We start from the raw sequence: 16,700 nt of genomic DNA on the forward strand, positions 1-16,700 counted from the left end.
TCTATTGGTTCACCTCGGCCATCATCTGGTTGATAGTCACGAACCAGTTCCTAATCTCACCAGCCGGATCAGTCGTATTCAAGCGCTCTGCCGTCATTACCCTTACGGCGGCATTGTTGAGCTGGGACTTCGCCCTGGATTCCTTCTTGCGTCGCTTTTCTTCGGATAGCTCGTCCCAAGGTTCGTCACCATTCGCTACGTGAACAGCTCGTGCAACGATGGTCGGCACATCGTCGAAATCGCCAAACGGCTGCGCTAAGTTGATAGCATGACCGTTTTGCTGATATGCCTCTTGCACGGCCTCGTGATGCAGGTAATTTTCCATTTCGCGTTTTTGCGTAGCTACCGCTCTGCATACATCCCGATTGTTAACTTCTGCCATGTGCGCAGCATACTTGGGTTCGTCCGGCGGCGGATTATCGCGGTCGCATATATGGAATTCCGGGCGGTTTAGGTGCTTTAGACGCGAAGCCCAGGAAGCTAGGTTGCTGCCTCCAAGCGGTATGAAAATTAGCTCCCCATCAAGTTCGAGGCGGTCTAGATCGGGGACATCCTCACCTGCGTTGCGCAAGACTTTTGCGATGCCTCTCAAAAAGGCGATGTCATTCGGCCCTTCCACGCCCACGAAGATTTTGACGTTGTGATCGGGAAGAACGCCGAGGGATGCCGCAATCCTATCCAATATGTCCGGATGGCCTTCACTCACTTGCCTTGTTCCGTCATCGCGGCGCTCAATAAAGCGTAGGTCGCTCGCCGGTAGGTAGCGCGCCAGCATTGGTGTGTGAGTGGTGAGAATGACTTGCCTGCCCTCGCCGCTCGCCAGATCACGTAGTGCGGTTAGAAGGAGTCGCTGGTTGCGTGGATGCTGACTCGTTTCTGGTTCTTCTATGGCATAGATGATTGAACCCGCACTTTTTTTCAGAGCATCAGCCTCAGCCTTTGCGCGAAAGAAATTCAAAAGTACCAAGCGTTTGACGCCGCTTCCACGCTTGTTCAGCGGAACGCCTTCGTCTCCAGTGATGCTAGTAGAAAATAGGCTTTCCCATTTTTTGGTGGAGATTACCGGATCAAGTGTTTCGGCCACGGAAGGATCCATTTCGCGCAGTTTTTCGACGGTTGCGGCAGCAATCTTCCGCACCTCGGCTTCAACATATTCCTGCACTTCCTGCAATTTCGGTTCGACAGCCTTGACGGCCTCCCTGATGGCCGCCTTAAGTGGGTCTTGCGCTTCTGCATCCTGATCGGTGCTGGCGCGGTCCGATTTAAAGAGCGCGAAGGTCGGCAAGTAGGGCTGCAATGCAGCCCAAACTTGCTTACCACCTTCTTCTTCAAGTTGCACCGAAACCTCTGCAAGTTCGAGATCGGGACAACACTCCCAAATTGCTCCGCGCACTGCAGAGTTGATCCGTTTATCGACTCCCTGAAGATCAATCCCCAACTCGGCCGCCCGTGAGGCCAGATCAGACTTCTTTAGGGTGAGTAGGTCATTGTATCCTGCCGCCGTTGGATGGAGAGCCATAGCTTCAATGGCCGAGGGTTTCGGCGTAGCCAGAGAACCATTGTAGGTTTTCCGGAGTATCAATGTTTGTCGAGGGCTGAGTAAGTGCTCGGCTGCTAGGCTTGTTGGAAAGTCGGTGTCCACGACAAGATGCGCCGGGAGTTGATCGAACTCGCAGGTAATGCGCATTGCTTTCGGATTACCCGACTTGCACGCGTCATCCTTATCCGGCGTAGCCGCCTCGAAGAAAATGGCAAGCGCATCCATTAGCGAGGACTTGCCGACATCGTTACGACCAACAAGCGCCGTCAGATCGTCAAACCGAACGCTAACGGGGCTCTCGTAGCACCGAAAATTCTCTATTGTTACACCGATTAGTCGCATTGCCCGCCCCCCAGAGCGTAAGAATCGAAGATTGGATACTTCGGCGAAACCACTTTGTCCCGTCCTCGCTAAGTCCGCGGTGAATGCCCTGCAGGGCCTGCGACGGCAAAAGCATAGAACATATGAGAACAAAAATAGAATATTAGAGTTCGGCCAATCAACCACAAAGAACAATTCGCCCACACCTAAGCTGCCGCCCGGTCGGGTTCAGCGGCGATGCGCTGGCGGCATCCAATCGGCGGACGGTTGGTCAGGGATGCAAGGGGCTCGAAGGCTCCTGCTCGGTGGGATGGTTCCAAGGAAGGGTAGCGCGAATGCTCCCTTCATGGTCTCCATGAAATGTTCTGGGGCCTTGGGGGCAGGAACGCCCTCAAGTCGATGGGTGCAGGGAGAGCGAAGTCTCCCGCGAGTGATTGACCGGCGATACGGTCTGATGGTTCTGGAATGGGTTAAATGCCCTGGAAGAGCCACGGCTTGGGGGATGCAACGGGGGCGCGCAGCGGCCCCCTTGCCAAGATGGTTTTGTACTACAAAACACATCTTGCGGATTGTAGATCTTCGGCAGATCATGAAACAGGAGAGGCGTAGGCTTGGTAAGAGGCAGTGAGTTAAAGCGATTCCCAGTAGTCAACCAGCCCTCGACAATACGCTTTTCCTCTTAACCCGGCTCCAAATTTTCCTATTTCTTTCTTGAAATCTACCGCCCTCTGTCCTCGCGCGACTGACGCGAGTTTCGCGGGATAAAGCTTCGCGTAATAGCTTACGGCTTCGAAGTCACCGATGTGGTGATGCAGCAGGAATTCGTCCGTCGCTTGAGCAAAACGCCAAGCCGCAGCCCCCAAGCGCGCCACGGTTTGTCGACTTACTTTCTCCATTGGAGCAATCTCTATCTGACCGTGTGCTCTAGATGCCTCAATATCCCTACCAAAAGCATGCCCGAAACGATTCCGGACATTCCGTGCAGTTTCCAATTCGCTATGGTGACTTTTGATTTTCTTGGGAAGAGCCCCAAAGAGCCGCTCCATGGCTGAAAGTCGTGCACTCCAATCACCCCTAGTACATGCTGTCACATGCTCTTCAAGATTGGTTCTTGGTCCTGAGCCATGCTTAAGCACATATGCTCCATCGATAGACTTCGCAGGAGCACCGATAAGAACGCTTGGGTCCGACATGATGGCTAACGAAACGACAGATGCCAAATACGTTTCGAGATTGGAGGCAATCGTCGTGACGTTGCTGAGGTTTACCCAGTTATCAAAATCGTTGAAGCCATCGGACCACGATTGGAGACTATCGAAATTGTCGACGCCCGTAGGGCATCCCGGAAATGCTTGAGATATAGGGTCAGACCAATTTGCACCTGCGCACTTTAGTTGGCGATACGTATAGAATACCGATGCACGATGCGCCTCTATGATTCTGTAAAGCTCTCTATTATATTTGCGGTACACTTGGAACGCCCATGTTGACTTATCGTGCGGCTCCCATCGTGCGAAGGCGCGAATGCTTCTGCCCAATATTCTCTCCTTCTCTGCCAAGCTAGCTATTTGACTTCAACATAGCAGCGTCACGAGTTCAGCTTCACAAGGAACATATTCCTGTACATCTAATTCAAGCCGCAAAGAGCCTATATATTTGTGTCACAGCCAATCCACTCGCGAACTTCGGAATCAACAACGCTCGCAGGGACGATCTCTGGCGCAAACTCAGGATCTTCAGCCCGATAAGCCACGAAGCTATAGCCCGTATGCGGGCCTTCCCAGGCAACCGCGATCACCGTGCCACGCAGCTCCTGCACCGGCCTGTTTCCATCGACCATCGGTCGCCAGGCGTGGATGGCGTAGAACTTCACGCGGGGCTCCTCCTCGCCGAAGCCGAACAGGAAGAGATTGGTGCCGGAGTTGAAGACCAGCCCCTCGTCGGCTTCCTCGATCAGGATGCCGCCGCGCGCCTCGTCGCGGTAGGTCTGTTCCTCGCGATAGCGGGTCAGCCCGCCCACGGTCGTGATGATGAGGCGGGAAATCAGCACGCGATCCCGCCGTGCCGGGGTCGTCCAGGCGCGGGGATAGAGGCGGTATGTACCGTCGAGATTGTTGAGACGACTGAATCGGAGCTGCGATAGCGTTTTCTGCTGCGCGGCGATGAAGGCGGCGAAGCCTTCCGGCAGGTCGGGGGCCGGGTTGTAGATCGACGTGCGAAAGCTCTCGGAGCGTTCCAGGAACTCGAAGACAATGCGTTTCTTGTGCGATTGCGCGTTTGTGAGGCGCGCAAGCCCTTCCTGCTGCCATCGCGCCAATGTCGAGGCGGCGATCAGGTCTTTTCTGTCCTGATGCTGCCCGCCCCTTCGGGTGGTATCGGTCGCGGTAGCGCGCGGGTCGGCATTGAGCGCCCCGGCAAGGCGCACCAGCGCGCCCTTCTCGGCGGCAAGTTCGCTCAGGGCCTCGTGCAGCCGCCTGTTATGCTCGTCCGTTTCCTGCCAGGGCATCACGCATCCGAATCTGCAAATCTCCGCATCAGTGCGGAGCTTTGCACGAAAAATGCGGATGAAGAAATTCGCTTTCCTTTCTGTTTCGGGTTTTCCAGCATCACCAGCTTTTCCTTCATCGAACGCGCTGTAGGGGAAGTCCAATGTCGGGCCAGAACAAGCAAAAACCGGGAGCACCGCTCGGCAATCTGCTGATCGGTGCGGCTATACTGGCGTTTGCCGCAGGGCCGGAGAATGGCGCGCACCTTAACGCCGCCGATCAGCTCTATCTCGGCGTCTTCCAGTTTATCGGCGCGACGGCCATGCTGATCGGCGTCGGCGGCTATCTCAAGCTCTGGCAACAGCGCGCGAAGCGCAAGCTGGCCGAGCTGCCTTCCGGCACCTTCGGCGGCGCGGCCTTTGCCACGCTCGGCGACTGCGCGGCGGTGGGCCTGTGCGATCCGCGCGGGCTATATCTCGGCGTGCTGGATGGCCAGCCGCTGTTCTATTCTGGCAAGGCGCACCTGCTGACGGCTGCTCCCGCTCGCCAGGGCAAGGGCATCAATGTCGTTATTCCGAACCTGCTGCACTTCCAGGGCTCAGTCTTTGTCACCGATCCCAAGGGCGAGCTGGCGGCAGTGACGGCGGCGCACCGCGCCGAACGTCTCGGCCAGAAGGTCTATGTGCTGAACCCCTGGGGCCTGCACGGCCTGCCGCAGCATCGCTGCAATCCGTTGCAGCCCCTGCTCGATGCGGCGAACGATCCGGCGCTGATCCGGGGCGTTGCCGACGAAACCAAGGCGCTCGCGCTCCAACTCCTGCCGGAGCCGGAAGATTCCCGGAACCGCTATTTCCGCGAAGGTGCGCGCACCATCCTGCGCGCTGTCATGCTGCATCTGGCCACGCGCGGCGCTCCGGCCACCTGCACGCTGCCGGAGATGTGGCGCGTGCTGTCCAGCACCAAGCGCATCGAGAGGCTGGTCGATCAGATGACCGCTTCCGATGCGCTGTTCGGCATGGTCGCCGATCTGGGCCAGGACTTGGCTTATCAACTCGAAGGCAACCCCGATCAGTTTGCCGACTTCCGGCAAGGGGCGATCCAGGCGCTCGATATCTTCGATCCGGTTGGCTTCCTCGGCGCGGCGGTCAGCGGCTCCGATGTTGATTTCCGTGATCTGAAGGAAGGCAAGGCCAGCGTCTATCTCGTGATCCCGCAGGATCGGATCGCCACGCACGGAGCCTGGCTCGGTCTGGTGACGCGGCAGGCTATCGCCGCCGTTGCGCGATCCTCCGGGCAAAGCGAAGTGCTGTTCGTCCTCGATGAGTTCGCCAACATGGGCAAGCTTGCAGGGCTCGCCGAAAGCCTGACCGCACTTCCCGGCCTCGGCGTGCGCGTCTGGGCCTTCGTGCAGGAGCTATCGGAGCTGATCCGGCTCTACGGCCCGTACACCGCGCGCACCGTGCTCTCGCAGGCCGAAGTGAAGCAGTTCTTCGCCGTGCAGGACGACCAGCTTGCGAAAACGCTCTCAGCGGCGCTCGGCCAGCGCACGGTCAAAGCCCGCAATTTCAATCTCGGACGCACTGAAGACGACGAGATCGGCGAAAGCCTCGGCGAGACCGGCAGGCCGCTCATGTCGCCCGATGAAATCCGCCTCATGGGGGGAGACGAGCAGCTTCTGCTCATCAAGGCGCTGCCGCCGATCCGCGCGCAGCGTCTGCCCTTCTGGTTCGTCTCGCCTTGGGCGGGTTGGGCCGCGCGCAATCCCGTCGAAGGCGACTATCCGCAGCCAAGGCCGCATTTGCGGCTGACTTATAGCAAGAGGAACAACGGCCATGAATGACTACGATGTGAAGGTCACTGGTACGAAGAAGCCGCACAAGCGCCCGCATATCATACTGCGCATTCTCGATGCGCCTTGGGATTTGACGGTGGCGGCGCTCAAGCGTCCGCGCGTTCTGATGCTTCTCGGCGGTATCTGGTTCGCCTGCAATGTCGGCACGCCGCATATCGGCAGCGAGTATCAGTGCCGCTATCCGACACGTTCGGGCCAGCCGTGCCAGTCCTTCAACTATTGCATCTACCACGGCTTCCAGGGGCGGCGCGTGGTCGTGCCGGTCGGAAGCGAGGCTTGCGGTCTCTTTAAACTCATCCCGCCCGATTGGGACAAGCTCGCCGAAGAATGACGGCGGGTCGAAGCGGACTCAAACGGATTCAAAAGGAGTGGAGTGGTCTCAGACAGACTATCGAAGGATGTAGAATTTGATCGACTACTACATTTAGTAGTAAAATTATAGAAGGGGTGCGATATGTTGGGTGATAACACGAATGGCGGTAACCGCAATCTCTCCGGTCGTTTCGATGCGTCAGCACGGCCTATCGTTACTGTGGATGTGGAAAAGTATCAGGCGTATCTCGACGATCCGAACCTGAGTGAAGAACAGAAAGAGGAGTTCCTTCAGGCGATCTGGTCTATCATGGTTGCCTTTGTAGACCTCGGCTTCGGCGTTCATCCCCTGCAAGAAGTATGTGGACAAGATTCGGAAGAGTCCTGTCCGTGCGCAAAAGGAGGCTTCGATCAGGTAAAATCGAAGCCTTTAGAGGAACCTGAAAACACTTAGATTCCAGCCCCTTGAACATGAAGGGCGGACTGGAGGCAGACATGAACATACACGAGACACCAGAGCAGGATATCAGCAAGGCCGTCATCTATTGCCGCGTGTCGAGCACGAAACAGACCGTGCGCGGCGACGGCCTCGGCTCCCAGGAAACGCGCTGCCGCGAGTTCGCCAAGTACAAGGGCTATGAGGTTGTTGAAGTCTTCCGCGATGATAGCTCAGGAAGCCTGACGTCTCGCCCCGGCATGCAGGCGATGCTGGCTTTCCTCTCCCAACACCGCAAAGAACCGCACGCGGTCATTATCGACGACATCAGCCGCCTTGCGCGCGGGCTGATGGCGCATTTTGAGCTACGGGTGAAGATCGGCGATGCCGGTGGCGTCCTTGTCAGCCCCTCTATCGAATTCGGCGAAGATTCCGACTCTCAGCTTGTCGAGAACCTTCTCGCTTCCGTTTCCCAGCACCAGCGCCAGAAGAACGGCGAGCAGACCGTCAACCGCATGCGTGCGCGCATGCAAAATGGCTATTGGGTGCATCAGGCTCCGGTCGGCTATCGTTATGAGCGCGAAAGCGGGCATGGCAAAATCCTCGTGCGCGATGAGCCGAATGCCTCCGTCCTGCAAGAAGCGCTGGAAGGCTATGCCTCCGGGCGCTTCGAGACGCAGGTCGAAGTGAAACGCTTTCTGGAGCGTCAGCCGTCTTTCCCGAAAGACTTGCCGAACGGCGAAATCCGTAATCAGCGCATCACCGACATGCTAACGCGCGTCGTCTATGCCGGGTACATTGAATCCTCAGGCTGGGGCGTCACACTGCGCAAGGGCAAGCACGAGGGCCTAATCAGCTTCGAGACCTTCGAGAAGATACAGACGCGCCTCAATGGCACGGCCAAGGCTCCGGCGCGCAAGGATATCAATGCGGACTTCCCGCTGCGAGGTTTCATCCTCTGCGACGATTGCCAGAAGCCGCTGACCGCCTGCTGGTCGCAGGGCAAGAACCAAAAATACCCCTATTATCTATGCCCGACCAAGGGCTGCGAGAGCTATCGCAAGTCGATCAAGCGCGAGGAGCTGGAAAGCTCGTTCGAGGGCCTTCTGGAGCGTCTGGAGCCGTCCGAGAACCTGTTCAAGCTGGCAAAGGCCATGTTCAAGGATGCCTGGGACATGCGCCTCGCGCAGGCGAAGCACGCCACGAAGCATCTGAAGGCCAACGTCATCGAGATCGAAAAGAAGATCGAGACGGCGCTCGACCGCATGGTTGAGACCGATAGCTCAGCGGTGATCGCCGCGTTTGAAAAGCGCATCACGAAACTGGAGCGGGAAAAGGCTCTGGCGCAGGAAAAGCTCGCCGCGAACGGCAAACCGCGCATGACCTGGGAGGAGTCGTTCGAACACGCACTCCATTTTCTTTCAAGTCCTTGGAAAATATGGATGAATGCCGATTTGATCGGCAAGAAAACCGTCCTTAGACTGGCGTTTCTGGAGCCTTTGGCATACAGCCGGATCGAAGGACTTCGAACACCTAATTTATCCTTTCCATTCAGGATATTAGGTGATTTTCCACCCCCTAAAAGCGAGATGGCGCACCGGGGAAGATTCGAACTCCCGACCCCCAGATTCGTAGTCTGGTGCTCTATCCAGCTGAGCTACCGGTGCTAAAGCCTATCGCGTTGCGACGGATGGCTGGCGGACGGATTGAACCGCCGCAGAAGCGCATCTTCTAATGGTTTGCGATCGGGAGTGCAAGCGCTTCGGCCAATAATCCTACAGGAATGGGATTTGGCGAAAACGCCGGTCCGCAAAGGGCGTGGCGGGTCGCCGGAAAATATGCCGCAGGCGCTTTATTTAACGTCGTTCCAGGCTCAAAGTTCGTGGGGGCTTCGATCGGGGATCTCGATGCGAAATGTCGTGCCAGATTCGGTTTCCAACAGCCGTATTGTTCCGCCGTGGCTGGCGAGCAGTTCCGTTGCGATGGACAGGCCCAATCCGCTGCCGCCGATGCGCTGCGAGGACCGGAAGGCCTGGAACAGTGTCTCCCGGACACGAGGGGGGATGCCGGGGCCATTGTCTTCCACGTCCAGGACAACTTTGCGCCCGTCGCGCCAGGCCTTCACGGAAATGCGCCCGCCTGAACGGTCTCCTTCTGCGGACTCCAGGGCCTGTACGGCGTTCCGACAGACGTTGCTCAGCACCCGGTAGAGATGTTCGCGGTCGGCGTCGATCCGCAAGGTCGCCGGCGTAATGCTCATCTCCCAGGCGATGCAGTTCTCGCGCGGCAGGAGGAGGCTGTCGCCGACCTCGGAGAGAATTGACTTCACCAGCAGCAATTCGCGGCGTGGAACGGCTTCCTGTGCACGGCCAAACCTCAGCGTGTCGTTACAGAAATTGATGGCCCGATCGAGCGAGGCAATCAGCTTCGGGGCGAACCGTTGCACCGTCGGGTCGGGTAGGGCGCTGAGGCGGTCGGAGATCAGTTGTGCATTGGCCAGCATGTTGCGCAGGTCGTGATTGATCTTGCTCACGGCCAGTCCCAATTGCGCTAGGCGATTTTTCTGACGGAGCAATTGCGTAAGCTGTTGCTGCATGTCCGCGAGTTCGCGCTCGACGGTGCCGATTTCGTCGTTGCGTTCGGACGCGACGATAATGCGGCTCTGGTCTTCTGGATTCTCGCTGAATCGCACGAGGTTGCGCGAGATGCGCATCATTGGCTGAACGAGCAGGCGTGAGAGCGCAATGTAGACCATGGCTGCGGTCACGAAGGAGATTATGATTGACAGCCCCAGGATGTTGAGGCCGAAGCGATACATTGCGGCCCGTAAAGGCTTTTCGGGCATGACGACTTCGATGAAGTCGTCGGCGTTATTGCCCAGAGGGCCGATGACGCGGAGTGTGCGCTGGCCGGAGCCCACAAAAACTCTCAGCGCGTCGCCAATCAAACCGAGCCGGACCAAGATCTCATGTGATGTGCCTAACTCGGGTCGGCTGCGCAGGTCGAAGTGGGCGTCAACAGCTAGGGGTGCTCTCGGCGGCAAAACGAGACGGCGGCGGCCATCGCGCCGCCATGCGACCGCTTGCACCTCGGCTGTCGTCAACAATTCCTCGCGCAACGGTGGGGGAATATTGCCACCCGGGACTGCATCGGCAGCCAGGGCTGCCAAATGCGCGGCCATCAATCGGTCGTTGATCCAGTTCACGCGGAAATTGGCGACTGACGGGACGAAGATGAGGACTTCAGCCAGCATGACGAAGATCACGGTTAAAACCAGAAGCTTCATCGGCAGGCCTAGCTTCAGCCAAGCCTGTTTCGGGGCTGTCAGTCCGTTTTGAATCGCAATACGCGCGGGAGAGAGCTCCTCTCCCACGTTCTCATCATCGCTATGGCTGGCGTGACGCTGCAATACGGTTCGGTCCTCAGAGGCTTTCTTCACGCCCCCTTTTAGCCGAATTTAGCGAGGAATCCGATTGCCTTCCGAATGAGCGGACTTGATGGCGCCTTGGAGTAGAACTTGTAGGCAGCGCGCTTGTTAATCTCGCTTAAGGTCGGATAGGGGGAGATCCAACCTGTCATTGCCTTGATATTCATCTTCTGGGAAATCGCCAAGGCCCACATTTGGATTAGTTCGCCAGCCTGTTCGCCCACGATGCTGGCGCCGAGAATGCGACCGGATTTGTCTGTGACAATCTTAACATGACCGACTGTTGCGCGTTCCGCCTGGGCGCGGTCGTTCTCATGATAGGGCCAACGCAGCACGTTTACTTTGCCGTGTTTTTTGGCGGCGTCTTCTTCCTGAAGGCCGACCTGGGCCAATTCAGGATCTGTAAAGGTTACCCAGGGAATGAGGCTGGCATCAGTTTTTGCAGGCAGACGGAAGAGGGCCTTCCGGATGACAATGCCTGCATGATAATTCGCCATGTGCGTAAACTGAGCACCTCCTATGACGTCGCCGATGGCGTAAACGCGACGGTTTGAAGTGACCAGCCCGCGGTTCACCTTGATCCCTTTGTCTGAGTACTTGATACCCGCGGTCTCGAGGCCGACATCTGTGACGTTGGGCCTGCGGCCGGTTGCGATCAACAGGTGGCTGCCCTCGATAACCTCGGTGCTGTCTCCCTTTTTCAAGGTAAGGGTGACGTTGCGGAACCTGGTGTCGACTTCCTCGACGCTCGTTTTCTCTCGGATATCGATGCCTTCTTCGCGGAGATGATCGAGAACGATCTTGCTCATCTCCGGATCATCTTTGGCCATCGCTCTTGCGGCTTCGAGCACCGTGACTTTGCTGCCAAGCCTTCGATAGGCCTGTGCGAGTTCCAGCCCGATCGGGCCACCTCCGATAATCAAGAGGTGGTCGATGTGTGTGCCGTTGTCGAAGATCGTTTCGTTCGTGAAATAGGGGACTTCGCTAAGGCCCGGTATGTTCGGGACGAGCGGGGACGATCCGGTGGCGACGACGAAACGGCGCGCTTTAATACGGTAGCCGCCGGCTGAAACTGTCGACTTATCGGTGAAATGACCAGCGGCGGTGATCACGCGAACGCCCAGACCGGTGAAGCGCTCGATCGAGTCGTTGGGCTCGATTGCGGCAATAACACCTTTGATGTGCTCGCTGACCGCTTCGGGATCGATTTGCAGGTCTCTTGCCATGACCCCGAACTGTGCCGAGGTGCGGATCATGTGCGCACGACGGCTAGCCGCGATTAATGCTTTAGACGGCACACACCCGTAGTTGAGGCAGTCGCCTCCCATCTTGTGCTTTTCTATCAGAACGACGTTCTGGCCGAAGGCCGCAGCGGCGGCTGCAACCGATAGGCCACCGGAGCCCGCGCCAATGATGCAAATGTCACATTGAAGAAGATCAGTCGGGGCACCTTTCGTCGTGACATCTGCGCTACCACCGTTGCCCGCGCCCGCATGATTGTCCGAGCCAACGCCGAGCTGGTTGGAATAAGCGGCGGTGGAAGGATCAGACGGCGGCATTGCGCTTGCTCCATTTTTTGATGATCACCGGAATTAACGCCACGATACCAAGGAGTGCAAACGCTAACAGGAGTTCCTTGGTCACTAGAGCGGACGTATCAACCGTATACGGGCAGGCTGAGGCATTTTCCGGGTTATTTGCGAGACAATCTCTGTAAATCCTATTTTGCGCGTCGATGACGCTCCCCAGTCCGGCACCGGCGACGCAGAATGCGTAGGTGCCGGGGATAATGCCGAGAAGTGTCCCGAGGATATATGTGCCGAGAGGCACGCCTAGCAGCGCGGGCACCACATTGACAACGACGAAGGGGAACACCGGCAGGAGCCGCAAGAATAAGAGATAGCACAGGGCATTTTCCTGGAAGCCGTTCTTCAATTTGCAGACCCACGGTCCCGCCTTGGCGGCGAGTGCCTCACCCAGAGAGGATCTCGCGGCGAGGAAAATGATAGTCGCTCCAACGGTTGCGCCGAATATCGTTGCTGGTGCCGCGATTACCCAGCCGAATAAAAGCCCACCGGCAAGGGTCATGATCAGTCCGCCTGGCAACGAGAGCGCGACGACAACGATGTAAGCGAGAACATAGATCGAGAGCGCGGTGGCGAAGTTGGCCTCGATAAAGTCCATAAGACGCTCGTAATTCAGCCCAATCGTCTTAAAGGAAAGATGCTCGTGCCAGCCCATGGCAAAGACGAACACCATGAGAGCGATGATCGCGATGAGCGGTAGCCATTTGCGCCATTTGCCTTTGGGTGGTGTAGGAACGTCAGCGCATTGGCCATCTGAGCATTTCATCGCGCGGTCACCCCTTGAGAGCTAGCCCCGTTACCGCTGGCCGGTGCCGCGTCATTGAGTGACCAATCGTATCGGTAACTGTCGATTGTCGTAATGCCTCGGAGCCTGTTTTTAAGGCTTGGCTCCGCATATTTGGAAGCATGCAGCAGAACCGCCTCAGCGTTTCCGCCGAAATCAGCTTGAAACCATTGATAGATGGATGACGCCGTCACTTGGCCGGACGTGATTTGGAAACCGCGTGGATGATTGATGTAGGCCTTGGCGCCTGCGTCCAATTGAGCTTCGAGGTTGGCAGAGGTGAGTGCCTCGCTTGGCAGGTTGGGGCATCCGTATGACGCGCAATTGACTACGTAGTGGATGCGTGGGTCCTTAAAGATCGGGCGCAGGATATCGTGCTCTATGTTGTCGAGTGACAATGCAACTCCGGCGATTGTTAGGATTTCTGCTTTCCAAGGTCCACCAGCGCCAACACTCTGCTTCAGCAAATCCAGAAGATCCGGCGATATAGAGATGTCGCGAATTGACGCCACGGGATACTTGTCCAGGACGACATCGACAGTCTTGGCATTGTACAGGTTGACCCAATAGGCAAACTGTTCTGGTCGGCTCAACGTCCGGGGATCAATCCGTTCCAGGCTTTTAACGTAGCTTTTGAGGCTGGAGTGTTTGGTTTCCTTGAATGGCCCGTAGGCAATGCGATTGATCCCGTCGGAGCCTTCGACGAGAAATTCTTTAAGCAGCATCGACCAGGCTGTGTGGTCGACCCGGGCTTTTGCATTCCGGTCATGAACCGCGAAGCTTTGCGTAATCGATTGCGCTGCGGCGGTGTCAGTTGTTTTCAGGGCCAGGCCAACTATTGCCGGGATGATGAAAAGCGACGCACGCAAAATCGCGCGTCGCTGGCCACGTTTCGTGCCGGATTGTTCGGTGAAGGAGTGCACCGCCAGATGTGAGCTTTGGTAAATAACTCTTCGATACATGGTGCTTTTCGAGCTTCTCGCGGAGTCTTCTTAGTTTGATCCGTTTTGAATTCTAGATGACTAAGTTCAGTTGAAAAGAAAATGGTATCTCAATCAGTCGTGATATTTGATATTACTTCGTGATTGTACGTGATGGCTGAATGCGACGTCGCTGGATGGTCGCTGTTGGGCCGCATGCTATCGAGTGTTTGGCGCGGCGCGTACCTGCATTTGCCGTCGTCGTGACGATTGACTTTAGCCGGGGCCACCCCTATAAGCGGCCAATTCCCGCCTTCAGCCCTTCGTGGGCGTTTGTGGAGACGCTCAGCTTTGGCTGCGGCTGAAGCGCTATCAATCAGATTTTTCGGCTGGCTTGCGCCCTTTTGCGCGCGCAACCGGCTTGACGTGGTGGAGACGAGAACGTGAAACGCACATATCAACCGAGCCGGCTGGTTCGCAAGCGCCGCCACGGTTTCCGCAAGCGGATGCTTACTAAGGGTGGCCTGCGGGTTCTCGCCCGTCGGCGCGCGAAGGGCCGCAAGCGTCTTTCCGCATAATCTGTCCGTATGCGACACCGAGCGTGTGCGGCTCCGTCGATCTAAAGTTTGGAAGCTGTGGAGACGCTCAAGAAGCGCTCGGAATTCTTACGTATACGCGGCGGAGCGCGCTGGGCGACTCCGGCGTTTGTGCTAGAGGCTAAGCCGCGTACACCCGGGCGAGCCCGGACCGTTTTCGGTGCAGAATCCGACGTTGCCCGTTTCGGGTTCACAGCGACAAAGAAATTGGGCTCGGCTGTTGTTCGCAATCGGATACGCCGACGCTTAAAGGCCGCGGTAGACGCACTGGCACCACGTTGCGCGCGTTCCGATTGTGATTATGTGCTTGTAGCGCGATCGAGTGCGGAGACGAGGTCTTTCGCAAGTCTTTGTGGTGATCTGGAGCAGGCTTTCATCCGGGTTAACCGTGTGATGAGTTCGGTGGATGGGCGTGGGAGTTCAAAGCGTCCAAGAGGCCCTGTGAGTTAAATTCCACGCGATGACCGATATGTCACGGTTGCGCTGAAGTCGGTGATGGCGGATACCGTCAGCCAATATGCACGGTCGGCCTAGACTTCGTTCGTAATTTGCCGAACGATCGCGGCCCGGCCAGAGTGACCCCGCGAGTCGAGGCCCTGATGCTCAGCCAAAAACCGGATAATTCCAACAACCTCATCATAGCTATTGTCTTGTCGATGGCTGTACTGCTGGTGTGGCAGTTTTTCTTCCCGCCACCCAAGCCGCCACAGCAACCTGCTGTCGAGCACAGTGAGACACAGAAGCCGACGAAGACGGGTGAGGTGCCGGCGGCGCCCGTAGCACCCGCCGCTGGTAGTTCTGGTGTTGCGCAAGTTCCTGGTGGCGGTGCGGGGACGGCTCCGGCGGCCGGTCGCGTTCCGCTCGCGACGCCATCGCTCAAGGGCTCAATCGGACTTCTTGGCGGTCGCATTGATGATGTGACGTTCGTCAAATATCACGAGACTGTCGACCCCAGCAGCCCCAACGTGGTTTTGTTCGCGCCTGCGGATACATCACGGGCCTATTTTGCCGAGTATGGGTGGATTCCAGCGGCGGCCGGTTCAACGTTCAAACTTCCGCAACGGGATACCGTATGGACCGCTCCAGAGGGTGCGAAGCTTACGCACGAAACTCCGGTCACCCTGACCTGGGACAATGGCGAGGGACTCGTTTTCAAGCGCACGATCTCGGTCGACGACGAGTACATGTTCAAGATCGTCGACGAGGTTCAAAACAACACGTCGGGTGACATTACCCTGCATCCGTACGCGCGCATCTACCGGTACGGTACGCCCAAGATTGAAGGCTTCTTCATTCAGCATGAAGGTCTCATCGGCTGGGTCGGTGAGGCCGGTCTGAACGAGATCACCTATTCGGGTGCGCTGGAAGAGGGCGGCGCCAAGAAGTTCACGGATAAGACCGGTGGCTGGCTTGGCTTCACGGACAAGTACTGGGCCGCGACACTCGTGCCCGATCAATCGGTGCCGTACACCGCAAATATGCGGGCCGTTAATCAGAGGACCGATACGCAGCGTGAAGCTTTTCAGGCTGACTATATGCGGTCTGCCATTACGGTCGCGGCCGGAGGCTCAGCGAACGTGAGCGGGCACTTGTTTGCCGGTGCGAAGCGAGTCCAGACGATCGATCGATACGAGGCCGATCTCGGTATTCTGGAGTTCAACTATCTTGTCGATTGGGGCTGGTTCTACTTCATTACCAAGCCGCTCTATTACCTGCTCGACTGGCTCTACAAACACCTTGGCAATTTTGGCCTGGCTATTCTTGCGGTGACGGTCATCGTGAAGGCGGCGTTTTATCCGCTGGCCAGCAAGGCCTACGAGTCCATGGGCAAGATGAAGAAGCTGCAGCCCGAGATGGAAAAAATGCGGCAGCGCTTCCCGGATGACAAAGCACGGCAGCAAAAGGAGCTGATGGCGCTTTACCAGAAGGAGAAGATCAATCCTCTGGCTGGCTGTCTGCCTATCCTCTTGCAGATCCCGGTGTTCTTCGCGCTCTACAAGGTGCTGTTCGTTTCCATCGATATGCGCCATGCGCCGTTCTTTGGCTGGATTCAGGACCTTTCCGCGCCTGATCCGACGTCGGTGTTCAATCTGTTCGGATTGCTGCCGTTCATGGTGCCCGAGTTCCTGCATGTCGGAGCTTGGCCGCTCATCATGGGCGTGACGATGTGGCTGCAGATGCAGCTCAACCCTGCGCAGCCTGATCCGACCCAGCAGATGATCTTCAACTGGATGCCGGTGATGTTCACGTTCCTGCTTGCCACGTTCCCGGCAGGGCTCGTGATCTATTGGGCCTGGAACAACGTTCTGTCGCTGGCACAGCAGTATCTGATTATGAAGCGGCAAGGCGTCGAGGTGCCGTTGATGGGAAATATCAAGAAGACATTGCTGTCAGTGCGATCGTTGGTTCCCGGCGGGCGAAAGAGCGAATAAGGGGAGAG

Annotated in this window: 13 protein-coding genes, 1 tRNA gene and 1 pseudogene; 7 read left to right on the plus strand and 8 right to left on the minus strand. The window is 57.2% G+C overall.

The features are described 5' to 3' along the window. Position 1: 1 nt before the first annotated feature. The 3 genes from K5845_RS13910 to K5845_RS13920 all read right to left on the minus strand — a co-directional run bounded on the left by K5845_RS13910 (position 2) and on the right by K5845_RS13920 (position 4,511). On the minus strand, positions 2 to 1,882 hold the full coding sequence (locus tag K5845_RS13910) for an ATP-binding protein (RefSeq protein ID WP_287959263.1): 1,881 nt from the start codon (positions 1,880 to 1,882) through the stop codon (positions 2 to 4). A 608-nt stretch (positions 1,883 to 2,490) separates the two neighbouring features. Further along, positions 2,491 to 3,399: a hypothetical protein gene (locus tag K5845_RS13915; protein ID WP_287959264.1), complete on the minus strand. Its 909-nt coding sequence runs from the start codon at positions 3,397 to 3,399 to the stop codon at positions 2,491 to 2,493. A gap of 110 nt (positions 3,400 to 3,509) precedes the next feature. Further along, positions 3,510 to 4,511, minus strand: coding sequence for a hypothetical protein (locus K5845_RS13920; protein WP_287959265.1), 1,002 nt, complete (start codon positions 4,509 to 4,511; stop codon positions 3,510 to 3,512). Here K5845_RS13920 and K5845_RS13925 point away from each other — a divergent pair. From K5845_RS13925 to K5845_RS13940, 4 genes and pseudogenes are all read left to right on the plus strand, one after another. Further along, positions 4,511 to 6,187: a type IV secretory system conjugative DNA transfer family protein gene (locus K5845_RS13925; protein WP_287959266.1), complete on the plus strand. Its 1,677-nt coding sequence runs from the start codon at positions 4,511 to 4,513 to the stop codon at positions 6,185 to 6,187. The two genes, K5845_RS13920 and K5845_RS13925, sit on opposite strands and share 1 nt — an antisense overlap. After that, the gene (locus K5845_RS13930) at positions 6,180 to 6,530 is read left to right on the plus strand and encodes a hypothetical protein (RefSeq protein ID WP_287959267.1); all 351 of its coding nucleotides are present in this window, start codon (positions 6,180 to 6,182) and stop codon (positions 6,528 to 6,530) included. Before K5845_RS13925 ends, K5845_RS13930 begins: the two co-directional genes overlap by 8 nt. A 123-nt stretch (positions 6,531 to 6,653) precedes the next feature. Then, positions 6,654 to 6,965, plus strand: a complete 312-nt coding sequence (locus tag K5845_RS13935; RefSeq protein ID WP_287959268.1) for a hypothetical protein — start codon at positions 6,654 to 6,656, stop codon at positions 6,963 to 6,965. 41 nt (positions 6,966 to 7,006) lie between these two features. Further along, a pseudogene (locus K5845_RS13940) lies at positions 7,007 to 7,984 on the plus strand (recombinase family protein); the annotation flags it as partial. A 553-nt stretch (positions 7,985 to 8,537) separates the two neighbouring features. Here the strand turns inward: K5845_RS13940 and K5845_RS13945 are convergent. From K5845_RS13945 to K5845_RS13965, 5 genes are all read right to left on the minus strand, one after another. Next, a tRNA-Arg gene (locus K5845_RS13945) sits at positions 8,538 to 8,614 on the minus strand. Positions 8,615 to 8,820: 206 nt separating this feature from the next. Further along, positions 8,821 to 10,386 (minus strand): sensor histidine kinase, encoded by a 1,566-nt coding sequence (locus K5845_RS13950; RefSeq protein ID WP_287959269.1) that lies wholly within the window; start codon positions 10,384 to 10,386, stop codon positions 8,821 to 8,823. Positions 10,387 to 10,394: 8 nt separating this feature from the next. After that, entirely contained in the window at positions 10,395 to 11,933 is a 1,539-nt protein-coding gene (locus K5845_RS13955) for a dihydrolipoyl dehydrogenase family protein (protein WP_287959270.1), read from the minus strand. After that, positions 11,920 to 12,726, minus strand: a complete 807-nt coding sequence (locus tag K5845_RS13960; RefSeq protein ID WP_287959271.1) for a TVP38/TMEM64 family protein — start codon at positions 12,724 to 12,726, stop codon at positions 11,920 to 11,922. The genes K5845_RS13955 and K5845_RS13960 overlap by 14 nt, the downstream gene beginning before the upstream one ends. Further along, a complete protein-coding gene (locus K5845_RS13965; RefSeq protein WP_287959272.1) occupies positions 12,723 to 13,706 on the minus strand; it encodes a DUF547 domain-containing protein in 984 nt (327 codons plus the stop codon). The genes K5845_RS13960 and K5845_RS13965 overlap by 4 nt, the downstream gene beginning before the upstream one ends. 401 nt (positions 13,707 to 14,107) lie before the next feature. Here K5845_RS13965 and rpmH point away from each other — a divergent pair, with 401 nt between their 5' ends. The 3 genes from rpmH to yidC all read left to right on the plus strand — a co-directional run bounded on the left by rpmH (position 14,108) and on the right by yidC (position 16,692). Beyond that, positions 14,108 to 14,242 (plus strand): 50S ribosomal protein L34, encoded by a 135-nt coding sequence (rpmH, locus tag K5845_RS13970; RefSeq protein WP_076605281.1) that lies wholly within the window; start codon positions 14,108 to 14,110, stop codon positions 14,240 to 14,242. Positions 14,243 to 14,299: 57 nt separating this feature from the next. Further along, positions 14,300 to 14,710 (plus strand): ribonuclease P protein component, encoded by a 411-nt coding sequence (gene rnpA / locus K5845_RS13975; RefSeq protein WP_287959273.1) that lies wholly within the window; start codon positions 14,300 to 14,302, stop codon positions 14,708 to 14,710. A 149-nt stretch (positions 14,711 to 14,859) separates the two neighbouring features. After that, the gene (gene yidC / locus K5845_RS13980; protein WP_046476975.1) at positions 14,860 to 16,692 is read left to right on the plus strand and encodes a membrane protein insertase YidC; all 1,833 of its coding nucleotides are present in this window, start codon (positions 14,860 to 14,862) and stop codon (positions 16,690 to 16,692) included. Positions 16,693 to 16,700: the final 8 nt, after the last annotated feature.

Origin of the sequence: Filomicrobium sp. (genome assembly GCF_025698805.1) — a bacterium.
Classification (GTDB): Bacteria; Pseudomonadota; Alphaproteobacteria; order Rhizobiales; family Hyphomicrobiaceae; genus Filomicrobium; species Filomicrobium insigne.

Coding starts and splice junctions, on each gene's coding strand:
- K5845_RS13960 (WP_287959271.1), bottom strand. CDS start 12,726: ATGAAATGCTCAGATGGCCAATGCGCTGACGTTCCTACACCACCCAAA.
- K5845_RS13930 (WP_287959267.1), top strand. CDS start 6,180: ATGAATGACTACGATGTGAAGGTCACTGGTACGAAGAAGCCGCACAAG.
- K5845_RS13935 (WP_287959268.1), top strand. CDS start 6,654: ATGTTGGGTGATAACACGAATGGCGGTAACCGCAATCTCTCCGGTCGT.
- K5845_RS13965 (WP_287959272.1), bottom strand. CDS start 13,706: ATGTATCGAAGAGTTATTTACCAAAGCTCACATCTGGCGGTGCACTCC.
- yidC (WP_046476975.1), top strand. CDS start 14,860: ATGCTCAGCCAAAAACCGGATAATTCCAACAACCTCATCATAGCTATT.
- K5845_RS13910 (WP_287959263.1), bottom strand. CDS start 1,882: ATGCGACTAATCGGTGTAACAATAGAGAATTTTCGGTGCTACGAGAGC.
- K5845_RS13955 (WP_287959270.1), bottom strand. CDS start 11,933: ATGCCGCCGTCTGATCCTTCCACCGCCGCTTATTCCAACCAGCTCGGC.
- K5845_RS13925 (WP_287959266.1), top strand. CDS start 4,511: ATGTCGGGCCAGAACAAGCAAAAACCGGGAGCACCGCTCGGCAATCTG.